The organism is Leucobacter tardus (genome assembly GCF_017583045.1).
GTDB classification, from domain to species: domain Bacteria; phylum Actinomycetota; class Actinomycetes; order Actinomycetales; family Microbacteriaceae; genus Leucobacter; species Leucobacter tardus.
Genome location: NZ_JAGFBF010000004.1, coordinates 118832 through 131406 on the forward strand (window position 1 = coordinate 118832; position 12575 = coordinate 131406).

Below are 12575 nucleotides of genomic sequence, written 5' to 3' on the forward strand. Positions count from 1 at the left end.
GCTGCGTGCCGGACGAGTCACGCGTGCACGGCGCGCCACGCGCACCACACCGGCGCGGGATCGCCGCTTTCCGGCGAAGTGCTTGTATCGTGGGGCTCACAAGCCGGCGACGAGGGGTGCGCGCGCGGCCGCGACGAAAGGTGGGACGATGAGCGATACGCGCGATCCGCAATCGGCGGGTGCTCCCGTCGAGGAGTCCGAGTCGAGCAATACCGAGGTGCTTGCCGCCGTCGAACGCTCTCGCGATGCCGGATCCGGGGCCGATGCCCGCGGGTTCGGGTCGGCCGAGCGACCGGTCGAGGGTCTGGGTGAGGCTGCCGATGCCGATCCGGGGCCGCCGACCGAGCAGTGGGACGCGTCAGAGCAGCGCGCCGCCGAGTGGCGGAGCGAGGATCCGGCTCCCGTCGAGGCCGCCGAGTCGGAGCGGGACGGTGCGACGACGCCGTTCGACCGTGATGCGAACCTCGATCACCGCCCAATCACCCTCGACGACCTTCCGAGCGCCGGGTACGACACCAGCCGCGCGGCGTTCGCACCCGCACCGGTTGCGCCGGCGGCGACGGGCGATCCGACTCTCGCTCCCGTCGATGCGCCCCGCGACGGCGAGATCCGCATCAGCTCCGATCACCCGATGGCCGCGCTCTACATGCAGACGCCGATGCCGCCCGATCTCCGCGGCAACCGCGGCGCGGGCGTGCTCATCAGTCTGCTCGCCGCGGTGGCATTCGCGATCGTGTACGCCGGAGTCATCGCCCTCCGCCTCGCACCGGTCACTCCTCCCTCGCAGTTCGTGATGGGTGGGCTGGTGCCGTTCCTGATGTCCTGGGGATTCATCGCCGCGGTCGCGGCGTTCCTCATCGGCATGATCGTGCTGGTGCTGATCGTCGGACGCGCCGGATGGTGGGCGTACGTGCTGGGCGGATTCCCGGTCGCGGTGCTCGTCTGGGCGGCGGCGGTACTCGGGTACGCCTTCGATCCTGCCGTGATGGGTCTGTCATCGCCCGGCACCTGGGATCCGGTCGAGCTGGCGCGGATCTTCGGATTCACCACTCCGGCGCTCGGTGCGGCGATCGTCGCGCGCGAGGTCACGGTCTGGTTCGGCGCCTGGATCGGTGCACGTGGCCGCCGTGTCACCGCCAAGAACGCGAAGCTCGTCGCGGACTACGAAGAGGCATTGGCCGAGGTGCGGTCGCAGCGATGACCCCAGAGCCGCGGCACCGGGTGACCCGCGGCTACGTCGGGATGCTGATCTTCGCCGTGGTCACCGCGGCCGTGGCGCTCACGGTCGCGGCGTGGGGCGTGCTCGCGTTCGCGCTCGAAGTGGATCCCGTGACCACGGTCGATCGACCGCGGTGGGCGGGACCGCTCGCCATCGCGCTCGCCCTCGTGCTGCTGGCGTGGACGCTGTGGCGTCAGGCGATCACCATGTTGCGTGGCCGACGGGCCCCGGCGTGGGGCTACTGGATCCTCGCGGCGGGCGGAGCGTACACCGTGTGGGCTCTGCTCGGTTCCGCGATCGGACTGTCGGCCGCGGAGACCTGGGGGAGCCCGTTCGCGCTGCTCCTCGTGCCGATCTGGGTCCTGGTGTCGCTCGGTTTCTGGGCGCTGCTCGTCCGTCGCATCTTCACGGATCGCAGTCGCCCGCGCTGGCCGTGGGAGAAGGACGATGATCTCGGTCCCGACTGGGTGAATTACGGCCTCGACCCCTGGCACGAGGGGCCAGCCGGATCACAGGGCGGGTCGCCCGGTGACGACGCGTCGGCTGAGCCGGATGAAGATCGACCGGACGGCGATCGCGGTCCGCGGGACGGGCGAGGGTGACGGTGGCGACGGGAGAATCGGTCGAAGAGCGCGTGGCCGCGGGCGTCGACGCCTGGCTGCGGTGGCTGCCGAAGTGGGAGCCGGCGACGCACCGCGGGCGCGCTCGACTCTGTCGACGCTGCACGGGATCCCCGATCGTGACGGCGGCGGGGATCGCGGCAGATGTGCCGCACCAGGTCACTCACGCGCTGGTATCGCGCATGCAGCGCATCATCGATCGCCGCGTCGACGATTTCACCGCGTCGGGGCTGCCCCTCTTGCACGCCGAGCTCACCGGAGAGGCGCTGTGGCTGACCGGGGGATTCGACCCCACCGCCGGACTCGACCCCGAGTACGACGGGCTCGATCCCGACCCCGAGCCGGATCGCGGCGAGCAGCCCTTCCTGTTCACCATGGCCGGCCTCGCCGAGGAGAGTCGGCCGGAGCAGCCGCTGCCGCGGCCTCCGCTGACGTCGGAGGAGAAGCGGCAACTGCGGCGCGAGATCGAACTCGCCGATGAGTGCGCGCTCGAGACCGGCCAAGCGGTGTGCCTCGCGCTGGTCGGGCACCGTCCTCGCGTGGTGGCCGCGATCGCCCGCTTCGTCGACCCGCAGGTGCAGGCGCTGCTCGACGAGCTCAGCCGTACCCTCGAGCCGCCTGAGTGATCCTTGCAGCGCGGGGCTCCAGCGCTTATGATTGTTTCTTGGTGTGCTCCATCGCTTTCACCGTGCCCGCGGGCGGGTGGTGACGAGGGAGAACGCCAGGGTCACTCGCCTGACGGCTGACACCCCCACGGCATAGCTGCACTCGGCCTCCGGATCGGCGCGTGCGTCGGAAACGAGGCAGCAGCTCAGCGACAATGCAAATCGTCGCACATGCTTGTCCATGTGAAGCATTCCTGTCACCGTGCAGGACGAAATAGGAGAATCAGTGCCTACTATTCAGCAGCTGGTTCGCAAGGGCCGGTCGCCGAAGGTCACCAAGACCAAGGCGCCCGCTCTGAAGGCGAACCCTCAGCAGCGCGGTGTGTGCACGCGTGTGTACACCACCACCCCGAAGAAGCCGAACTCGGCGATGCGCAAGGTCGCTCGTGTGAAGCTCTCGAACGGGACCGAGGTCACCGCCTACATTCCGGGCGAGGGCCACAACCTGCAGGAGCACTCGATGGTGCTCGTGCGCGGCGGTCGTGTGAAGGACCTCCCCGGTGTCCGCTACAAGATCGTGCGCGGTGCGCTCGATACTCAGGCGGTCAAGAATCGTCAGCAGGCTCGTAGCCGCTACGGTGCGAAGAAGGAGAAGAAGTAATGCCTCGTAAGGGTCCTGCTCCGAAGCGCCCCGTTGTCGCCGATCCGGTGTACAGCTCACCCGTGGTGAGCCAGCTGGTCAACAAGATCCTGCTCGACGGCAAGAAGGGTCTCGCCGAGCGCATCGTCTACGGTGCACTCGAGAACGTCGCAGCCAAGAGCGATCAGGATGCGGTGACGGTCCTGAAGAAGGCGCTCGACAACGTGCGCCCGACGCTCGAGGTCCGTTCGCGTCGCGTCGGCGGCAGCACCTACCAGGTGCCCGTCGAGGTCAAGCCGCACCGTGCGAACACGCTCGCACTCCGCTGGCTGACCAGCTACGCCAAGGCGCGTCGTGAGAACACGATGACCGACCGTCTGACCAACGAGATTCTCGACGCTTCCAACGGCCTCGGTGCCGCGGTGAAGCGCCGTGAGGACACGCACAAGATGGCCGAGTCGAACCGGGCCTTCGCGCACTACCGCTGGTAGCCCGTCGCCGTCCGGGCGGGCTCGCCAGCCTGAGGCCGCCCGGACGCCGCGGTTGCGCCGGCTTCCGCGTTCCCGAACTTCCACCCCCTACGGAGGAGACACCTGTGGCACAAGACGTGCTCACCGACCTGAGTAAGGTCCGCAACATCGGCATCATGGCTCACATCGATGCCGGCAAGACCACCACCACCGAGCGCATCCTGTTCTACACGGGTGTCAACCACAAGCTGGGCGAGACCCACGACGGCGCTTCGACCACCGACTGGATGGAGCAGGAGAAGGAGCGCGGCATCACGATCACCAGTGCCGCGGTGACCTGCTTCTGGGATAACAACCAGATCAACATCATCGACACGCCTGGTCACGTCGACTTCACCGTCGAGGTGGAGCGGTCGCTGCGCGTGCTCGACGGCGCAGTCGCGGTGTTCGACGGCAAGGAGGGCGTGGAGCCCCAGTCGGAGACCGTGTGGCGTCAGGCCGACAAGTACGGCGTGCCGCGCATCTGCTTCGTCAACAAGATGGACAAGATGGGCGCCGACTTCTACTTCACGGTCGACACCATCATCAACCGCCTCGGTGCGAAGCCGCTCGTGATGCAGCTGCCGATCGGCTCGGAGTCCGACTTCGTTGGCGTCGTCGACCTGCTCTCGATGCAGGCGCTCGTCTGGCCGGGCGACGCGAAGGGCGACGTCGCGCTGGGCGCGGCGTACGAGACCCGCGAGATCCCCGAGGAGCTCAAGGCCAAGGCCGTCGAGTACCGCGAGAAGCTCGTCGAGTCGGTCGCCGAGGCTGATGACGCGCTCCTCGAGAAGTACTTCGGCGGCGAAGAGCTGTCCATCGACGAGCTCAAGGGCGGCATCCGCAAGCTCGTCATGGAAGGCGAGACCTTCCCGGTGTACTGCGGTTCCGCATTCAAGAACCGCGGTGTGCAGCCGATGCTCGATGCGGTCGTCGACTTCCTGCCGAACCCGCTCGACGTGGGCTCGATCAAGGGTCACGACCCCCGCGACGAGAGCATTGAGATGTCCCGCAAGCCGTCGAAGGACGAGCCCTTCTCGGCGCTCGCCTTCAAGGTCGCGGTGCACCCGTTCTTCGGACGTCTCACCTACGTTCGCGTCTACTCGGGCCAGATCCCGTCTGGCACCCAGGTCATCAACTCGACCAAGGGCAAGCGCGAGCGCATCGGCAAGATCTTCCAGATGCACGCGAACAAGGAGAACCCGGTCGACGACCTGACCGCCGGCAACATCTACGCGGTCATCGGTCTCAAGGAGACCACGACCGGCGATACGCTGAGCGACTCGAGCAACCAGGTCGTTCTGGAGTCGATGACCTTCCCCGAGCCCGTCATCGAGGTGGCCATCGAGCCGAAGACCAAGGGTGACCAGGACAAGCTGTCGACGGCGATCCAGAAGCTCGCCGAAGAGGATCCCACGTTCCGCGTGAGCCTCAACCCCGAGACCGGTCAGACGGTCATCGCGGGCATGGGCGAGCTGCACCTCGACATCCTCGTCGACCGCATGAAGCGCGAGTTCCGGGTCGAGGCGAACGTCGGCAAGCCGCAGGTGGCGTACCGCGAGACGATCCGCAAGGCCGTCGACAAGTACGACTACACGCACAAGAAGCAGACCGGTGGCTCCGGCCAGTTCGCGAAGGTGCAGATCGCGCTCGCGCCCCTCGAGGACGCCGATAGCGACACCACCTACGAGTTCCAGGACAAGGTGACCGGCGGTCGCGTGCCGCGCGAGTACATCCCCTCGGTCAACGCGGGTATCCAGGACGCCATGCAGTACGGCATCCTCGCCGGCTTCCCGGTGGTCAACGTCAAGGCGACGCTGCTCGACGGGCAGTACCACGACGTCGACTCCTCGGAGATGGCGTTCAAGATCGCCGGCTCGATGGCCTTCAAGGAGGCCGCGCGCCTGGCGAAGCCCGTGCTGCTCGAGCCGCTCATGGCGGTCGAGGTGCGCACGCCCGAGGAGTACATGGGCGATGTGATCGGTGACATCAACTCGCGTCGCGGTCAGATCCAGTCCATGGAGGACGCGAGCGGCGTGAAGATCGTCAACGCGCTGGTCCCGCTCTCCGAGATGTTCGGGTACATCGGTGATCTGCGGTCGAAGACCAGCGGTCGCGCCGTGTTCTCGATGGCTTTCGATTCCTACGCAGAGGTGCCGAAGGCCGTGGCCGAAGAGATCGTTCAGAAGGCTAAGGGCGAGTAATCACGCCCGCGGTCGGTGGCGGGTTTCGCACTCGCCGCCGACCGCACCGCTCGGGTCGCGATCCCAGGCCCGAGCTTGTAACATAATGAGGCAACCCGTACTCGTGCCCTTCGAAACCGTCGGAGGGAAAGAGTACCTGACGTCCTGAGGAGGACCATAGTGGCGAAGGCCAAGTTCGAGCGGACCAAGCCGCACGTAAACATCGGTACGATCGGTCACGTCGACCACGGTAAGACGACCCTTACCGCGGCGATTTCGCAGACCCTCGCCGAGAAGTTCCCGTCGGAGGTGAACGTCAAGCGCGACTTCAACACCATCGACTCGGCTCCCGAGGAGCGTCAGCGCGGCATCACGATCAACATCTCGCACGTCGAGTACGAGACCGACAAGCGCCACTACGCGCACGTCGATGCCCCGGGTCACGCCGACTACATCAAGAACATGATCACCGGTGCCGCTCAGATGGACGGCGCAATCCTCGTGGTTGCGGCGACCGACGGCATGATGGCGCAGACCAAGGAGCACATCCTGCTCGCCAAGCAGGTCGGCGTTCCCTACCTGATGGTGGCGCTCAACAAGAGCGACATGGTCGACGACGAGGAGATCCTCGAGCTCGTCGAGATGGAGGTCCGCGAGGAGCTCTCCAAGCAGGGCTACCCGGGAGACGACGTCCCCGTGGTGCGCGTCTCGGGCTACGAGGCGCTGCAGGGCAACGAGAAGTGGGTCAACTCCATCGTTGAGCTTATGGAAGCCGTGGATGAGAGCATCCCGGACCCCGTGCGCGACAAGGACAAGCCCTTCCTGATGCCTGTCGAGGACGTCTTCACGATCACCGGTCGTGGCACCGTCGTGACCGGCCGCGCCGAGCGCGGCACCCTCGGCATCAACAGCGAGGTCGAGATCGTGGGCCTGCGCCCGACGCAGAAGACCACCGTCACGGGTATCGAGATGTTCCACAAGCAGCTCGACGAGGCCTGGGCCGGCGAGAACTGTGGTCTGCTGCTTCGCGGCACCAAGCGCGAGGACGTGGAGCGCGGTCAGGTCGTGGTGAAGCCCGGCTCGATCACGCCGCACACCAAGTTCGAGGGCACCGCCTACATCCTGAAGAAGGATGAGGGTGGACGTCACAACCCCTTCGAGACGAACTACCGTCCGCAGTTCTACTTCCGTACGACTGACGTGACCGGTGTCATCACGCTTCCCGAGGATAAGCCCATGGTCATGCCCGGTGACACCACCGACATGTCGGTGGAGCTCATCCAGCCCATCGCGATGGAAGAGGGCCTCGGCTTCGCCATCCGCGAGGGCGGCCGCACCGTCGGCGCCGGCACGGTGACGAAGATCGTCGAGTAGTTTCGACTCATCGGAGCATCACGCTCCGACACTGCACCCCCGGGGCCTCGCCCCGGGGGTGCAGTGCGTTCCGGGCCGTTCGGCGTCCGCTCTCCGGCTCGCCAGTGGCGCAGAGCGATCGTGGGGCTCGGGCACGGTATCCTCGGTGGGTGGGTCCGGAGACTCCTCGCGGAGGCGAGGGGGACACCTCACCGGCCCATAGCCGCCGAGCCCGACACGAGAGGATCACTGTGCCGCAGTCCACGCAGCATCGTTTCTCGCACTTCGTGCGCCAGTACGGGTTGCTCTTCGTGCTCGACGCCGCGGCGTGGGCGACCGCCATCCTCGCGGCGCTGGTGCTTCGCTTCGACTTCAATCTCATGCGCATCCACTGGACGTGGACGCTCGTGGTGATCGCGATCACCGCCCTGCTGCAGCTCGTCGGTGGGTGGCTCTTCTGGCTCTACCGCAGCAGGTGGGAGGTCGGCAGCTTCGACGAGGTGCGGGCGCTGGTGCTCAACGTCGTCGTCGTGATGTCGTTCGCCTGGGGTGCGGCGTATCTGGTGGGCTACGGCCGTGGCATTCCCCGCAGCACGCTGATCATCGCCGCTCCGATCGCCTTCACCCTGATGGGGGTGGTGCGGTACCTGGTCCGCCTCTCAGCCGAGCGCCAGATGAAGCCTGGCGAAGAGGCGGAGCGCGTCCTCCTCTACGGTGCCGGGTACCTGGGCGTGCAGACGGCCAAGCGCCTGCTGACCGACGCGGCGGGATCCGCGTTGCCCGTCGGCTTCATCGATGACAACCCGACGAAGCGCAATCAAGAGGTCAGAGGCGTCCGCGTTCTCGGCGGCTTCGACGACCTCGCCGCTGTCGCGCGACGCACCGACGCCACCACACTGCTGGTCTGCATCGGCGATGCCGACGCGACGTTCATGCGTCGCGTCGACGATGCCGCGGACGGTCTCGGACTGCGCGTGCTCGTGCTCCCGCCCCTCGACCAGATCCTGCGCAATTCGGCGGCGATCAGCGAAGTACGCGAGCTCTCGATCGAGGATCTCATCGGTCGCCACCCGGTGCGGCTCGACACGGACTCGATCGCGCCGTACTTGCAGGACCGCGTCGTGCTCGTCACCGGTGCCGGCGGATCCATCGGCGCCGAACTCTGCCGTCAGCTCGCACGCTTCGCGCCGCAGGAGCTCATCATGCTCGACCGCGACGAGACGTCGTTGCAGGCCACTCAGCTCTCCATCAGCGGTCATGGCCTGCTCGACACGCGGGATGTCGTGCTCGCCGACATCCGCGACGAGGAGACGCTCCAGCGGATCTTCGCCGAGCGAAAACCCGAGGTCGTGTTCCACGCCGCCGCGCTGAAGCATCTGCCGATGCTCGAGCAGTATCCGGACGAGGCGTGGAAGACGAACGTGCTCGGAACGCTCAACGTGCTCAGGGCGGCGCGAGCGGCCGGCGTCGACACGTTCGTGAATATCTCGACGGACAAGGCGGCGAATCCGACGAGTGTGCTCGGCCACTCGAAGCGGGTCGCCGAGAAGCTGACCGCGTGGATGGCGCAGCAGACGGGGGAGCGGTACCTCTCGGTGCGGTTCGGCAACGTCATCGGGAGCCGGGGATCCATGCTGCCGACGTTCCGGTCGCTGATCGACGCCGGAGGGCCGCTGACCATCACCCACCCGGAGGTCACTCGGTTCTTCATGACGATCCCGGAGGCCTGCCAGCTCGTCATTCAGGCCGGTGGCATCGGACGGCCTGGCGAGGTGCTGATCCTCGACATGGGGGACCCCGTGCGCATCCTCGACGTCGCCAAGCGCATGATCCAGCAGTCGGGCAAGCAGGTCGACATCGTCTTCACCGGCTTGCGCCATGGCGAGAAGCTGCATGAAGAGCTCGTGGCCGAGGGGGAGGGCGACGCCAGGCCCTTCCATGACAAGATCACGCACGCGCAAGTGGACTGGCTCGAGCCCGAGCGTCTCGATCACGACGGCTGGGTCGCGCGTATGGACCTGACCGACGACGCCGGCGGGCGGGTGGCGCGGTGATCCTCATCCCGGCCATCGTCTGCTTCGTGCTGAGCCTGTCGCTTCCGTTCCTGGTGCGCCCCCTGCTCGTGCGGCTCGGCATCATGGACGTTCCGAACGAGCGCTCCTCCCATGAGCGGCCGATCCTGCGCGGACTCGGCTTGGCCGTGCTCATCGCGATGACGGTGTCCGGGGTGGTGGCCGTGATCGCACTGTCCGTGGCGAGCGCCGGGTTCGGACGATGGGACCTCCTGCTGCTCGTCGTCATCGGTGCGTTCGCCGCCGGATGCCTCGGACTCGCGGAAGACCTGCGCGGGTTGAGCGTCGGGGTGCGGAGCACCTGTCTGCTCCTCATCGCCTTCGTGATCCCGGTCGCTCTCGTCCTGCTGCGGCAGTACCCGCTGGCATCGGTCGACTTCGGGTTCGTCGGCGGTTCCTTCCTCGGATCGGGAGCGGGTGAGTTCGCACTCGAACCGTTGCCGTTCTGGGTCACGATCGCGCTCGTGCCGTACGCCGTGCTCTTCATCTCCAGCTACATCAACGTCGCGAACTTCATGGATGGACTGAACGGGATCAGCGGCTTCCACGGTGTCATCGCGGGGTGCGCATTCGCCGCTGCAGGGTTTCTCAGCGGTCTGACGTGGCTCGTGCTGGCGGGCCTCATCCTCGCAGCGGGATTCGCGGGGTTCCTGCCCTGGAACTTGAGCAAGCCCGGTGCCTTCCTCGGAGACGTCGGCAGCTATCTGCTCGGGGGAGCGACGGCGGTGACCAGTTTCGCGGCTCTGCTCGCCGGCGTCCCCGTCCTCGCGACCATCGGACCGATGGTCATCTCCTTCGGCGATGTCGGAGTGACGCTCGTGAAACGCGTCCGTGCCGGACACAAATGGGACGAGCCGCACAAGGAGCACGTCTATCAGCGCGTGCAGCAGCTCGGCTACTCGCACGTCGCATCGTCGTCGATGACCGCGGCCTGCACCCTGGCGGCGTCGCTCCTCGGGCTCGCCTCGTTCTTCGTGGCGCCGATCTGGTGGGTGGCGCTGCTCTGCGGCGGGCTCCTCGTGCTGGCCGGTTACCTGTCACTGCCGCGCCTCCTCGGCGGTCGCGCGGGCGCCCGCTGAGCGCGACACGCCCGGGTTGCACGGTGGGTGCCACTGTGCCAGAATAGTTGAGTTCAGTACTTCCGGGCATGCTCGGAATCACTGCCAGGCAGTGCATAACCGCTCGGTGCATCCGGGTTCAGGGTTAGGCCGCGGGCAGCGAACACCGCTCACCATCGGAACGGCCCGGCACTTCGCGCCAGGCCGTCTTCGTGTGTGAGGGCCCCGACGGGCGGAGGGCGACTTCCGATCCCCGTCGGATTGACAGGTGAACAGAGACCCAGTGCTTCCTCGTGGGGTACCAGGGCGCTGATACGCAAGACGTCCAATGCTGCGCACATCCACGCAGTACGACGCAACCAAGAAAGAGAGAGTCACATGGCGGGACAAAAGATCCGCATTCGACTGAAGTCGTATGACCACGAGGTCATCGACAGCTCGGCACGCAAGATCGTCGACACGGTCACCCGCGCGGGTGCGACCGTGATTGGCCCCGTGCCGCTCCCCACGGAGAAGAACGTGGTCGCAGTGATCCGTTCACCCCACAAGTACAAGGACAGCCGGGAGCACTTCGAGAAGCGCACCCACAAGCGTCTGATTGACATTGTGGACCCCACCCCGAAGGCCGTCGACTCGCTCATGCGTCTCGACCTGCCTGCCGATGTCAACATCGAGATCAAGCTCTAAGGGGGGTCTGAACATGTCGCACAACGATCGCAACGTCAAGGGTCTCCTGGGCACCAAGCTCGGTATGACGCAGGTCTGGGACGAGAACGGCAACGTCGTTCCCGTCACCGTCATCGAGGTCGCACCCAACGTCGTCACGCAGATCCGCACCCCCGAGGTCGACGGCTACAGTGCCGTGCAGATCGCGGCCGGCGAGATCGACCCCCGCAAGGTGAACCAGCCCAGCGCCGGTCACTTCGAGAAGGCGGGCGTCACGCCTCGTCGCCACCTCACCGAGGTGCGCACGGCCGACGCCGCCGACTACACGCTCGGTCAGGAGCTCACCGCCGAGGCCACCTTCGAAGCCGGTCAGAAGATCGACGTCGTGGGCACCTCGAAGGGCAAGGGCTTCGCCGGCACGATGAAGCGTCACAACTTCAAGGGCGTTTCCGCTTCGCACGGCGCGCACCGCAACCACCGCAAGCCCGGTTCCATCGGCGGCGCAGCGACCCCCGGTCGCGTGTTCAAGGGCCAGAAGATGGCCGGCCGCATGGGCGGCGACCGCGTCACCGTGCAGAACCTGTCGGTGCAGGCAGTCGACGCAGAGAAGGGTCTCATCCTGGTCAAGGGTGCGGTTCCCGGTGCTCGCGGCCGTCTCGTATTCGTTCGCAACGCAGTGAAGGGGGCCTAGTCCATGGCTACCGCTACCACGCTCGAGGTGCTCGACGCGAAGGGCACGAAGGCCGGGTCCGTCGACCTGCCTGAGGCCATCTTCGCCGCCGAGGCCAACGTCCCGCTGATCCACCAGGTGGTCACGGCCCAGCTCGCCGCTGCTCGTCAGGGCACCCACAAGACCAAGGGCCGCGGTGAGCGTTCCGGTTCGGGTGCCAAGCCGTTCAAGCAGAAGGGCACCGGCCGTGCACGTCAGGGTTCGGTCCGCATGCCGCAGCACCGCGGCGGTGGCATCGTCCACGGTCCCGTACCGCGCGACTACAGCCAGCGCACCCCGAAGAAGATGATCGCTGCAGCGCTCAGCGGCCTGCTCTCGGATCGCACCCGCGCGAACCGTCTGCACGTCGTCGAGTCCTTCGGTCTCGGCGATCAGCCGAGCACGAAGACCGCGCGTGAGTTCCTCGCCTCGGTCGCTCCCGGTCGTCGCGTGCTCGTCGTCGTCGATCGCGCTGATGAGACCACGGTCCTCAGCGTCCGGAACCTGCAGCACGTCCACGTGCTGTTCCAGGATCAGCTCAACGCCTACGACGTCGTCGTCAGCGACGATGTCGTGTTCACCAAGGCGGCCTTCGACGCATTCGTCGCCGGTCGTTCCGCAGGGGAGGAATCCAAGTGAGCCTCAACAAGAACGTCCACGACGTCATCATCCGCCCGATCGTCTCTGAGAAGAGCTACGGCATGATCGACGCGAACGGCCAGTACACCTTCGAGGTGCAGCCGTCCGCTTCCAAGACCGAGATCAAGCTCGCGATCGAGCAGGTCTTCAACGTCAAGGTCGCGAAGATCAACACGCTGAACCGCAAGGGGAAGACGCGTCGTACTCGCTTCGGCATGGGAAAGCGCAAGGACACCAAGCGTGCCATCGTGACCCTGAAGTCGGGCACGATCGACATCTTCACGGCTGCGCTGTAGTAGGAG

General features: G+C 66.5%; 13 protein-coding genes. All 13 read left to right on the top strand.

Annotated features, from left to right (window positions below):
• Window positions 1–148: 148 nt before the first annotated feature.
• The 13 genes from J4H85_RS06065 (at window position 149) to rplW (ending at window position 12569) form a co-directional block, all read left to right on the top strand.
• The gene (locus tag J4H85_RS06065; protein ID WP_208237874.1) at window positions 149–1201 is read left to right on the top strand and encodes an ABC-2 family transporter permease; all 1053 of its coding nucleotides are present in this window, start codon (window positions 149–151) and stop codon (window positions 1199–1201) included.
• Window positions 1198–1821, top strand: coding sequence for a hypothetical protein (locus J4H85_RS06070; protein WP_208237875.1), 624 nt, complete (start codon window positions 1198–1200; stop codon window positions 1819–1821). Before J4H85_RS06065 ends, J4H85_RS06070 begins: the two co-directional genes overlap by 4 nt.
• A gap of 2 nt (window positions 1822–1823) precedes the next feature.
• A complete protein-coding gene (locus tag J4H85_RS06075; protein WP_208237876.1) occupies window positions 1824–2465 on the top strand; it encodes a spermidine/putrescine ABC transporter substrate-binding protein in 642 nt (213 codons plus the stop codon).
• Window positions 2466–2730: 265 nt separating this feature from the next.
• A complete protein-coding gene (rpsL, locus tag J4H85_RS06080; RefSeq protein ID WP_208237877.1) occupies window positions 2731–3105 on the top strand; it encodes a 30S ribosomal protein S12 in 375 nt (124 codons plus the stop codon).
• Complete coding sequence (rpsG, locus tag J4H85_RS06085) at window positions 3105–3575, top strand: 30S ribosomal protein S7 (protein ID WP_208237878.1); 471 nt, start codon at window positions 3105–3107, stop codon at window positions 3573–3575. The genes rpsL and rpsG overlap by 1 nt, the downstream gene beginning before the upstream one ends.
• Window positions 3576–3679: 104 nt before the next feature.
• The gene (gene fusA / locus J4H85_RS06090) at window positions 3680–5797 is read left to right on the top strand and encodes an elongation factor G (RefSeq protein WP_208237879.1); all 2118 of its coding nucleotides are present in this window, start codon (window positions 3680–3682) and stop codon (window positions 5795–5797) included.
• A 159-nt stretch (window positions 5798–5956) separates the two neighbouring features.
• The gene (gene tuf, locus J4H85_RS06095; RefSeq protein ID WP_208237880.1) at window positions 5957–7150 is read left to right on the top strand and encodes an elongation factor Tu; all 1194 of its coding nucleotides are present in this window, start codon (window positions 5957–5959) and stop codon (window positions 7148–7150) included.
• 230 nt (window positions 7151–7380) lie between these two features.
• The gene (locus J4H85_RS06100; RefSeq protein ID WP_208237881.1) at window positions 7381–9183 is read left to right on the top strand and encodes a polysaccharide biosynthesis protein; all 1803 of its coding nucleotides are present in this window, start codon (window positions 7381–7383) and stop codon (window positions 9181–9183) included.
• Window positions 9180–10280 (top strand): MraY family glycosyltransferase, encoded by a 1101-nt coding sequence (locus J4H85_RS06105; protein ID WP_307863453.1) that lies wholly within the window; start codon window positions 9180–9182, stop codon window positions 10278–10280. Before J4H85_RS06100 ends, J4H85_RS06105 begins: the two co-directional genes overlap by 4 nt.
• A gap of 357 nt (window positions 10281–10637) precedes the next feature.
• Window positions 10638–10946, top strand: a complete 309-nt coding sequence (gene rpsJ / locus J4H85_RS06110; protein ID WP_119073194.1) for a 30S ribosomal protein S10 — start codon at window positions 10638–10640, stop codon at window positions 10944–10946.
• Between the two features lie 13 nt (window positions 10947–10959).
• Window positions 10960–11616, top strand: coding sequence for a 50S ribosomal protein L3 (gene rplC, locus J4H85_RS06115; protein WP_208237883.1), 657 nt, complete (start codon window positions 10960–10962; stop codon window positions 11614–11616).
• 3 nt (window positions 11617–11619) lie between these two features.
• Window positions 11620–12273: a 50S ribosomal protein L4 gene (gene rplD / locus J4H85_RS06120; RefSeq protein ID WP_208237885.1), complete on the top strand. Its 654-nt coding sequence runs from the start codon at window positions 11620–11622 to the stop codon at window positions 12271–12273.
• Window positions 12270–12569: a 50S ribosomal protein L23 gene (gene rplW / locus J4H85_RS06125; protein ID WP_208237887.1), complete on the top strand. Its 300-nt coding sequence runs from the start codon at window positions 12270–12272 to the stop codon at window positions 12567–12569. The genes rplD and rplW overlap by 4 nt, the downstream gene beginning before the upstream one ends.
• Window positions 12570–12575 lie beyond the last annotated feature (6 nt).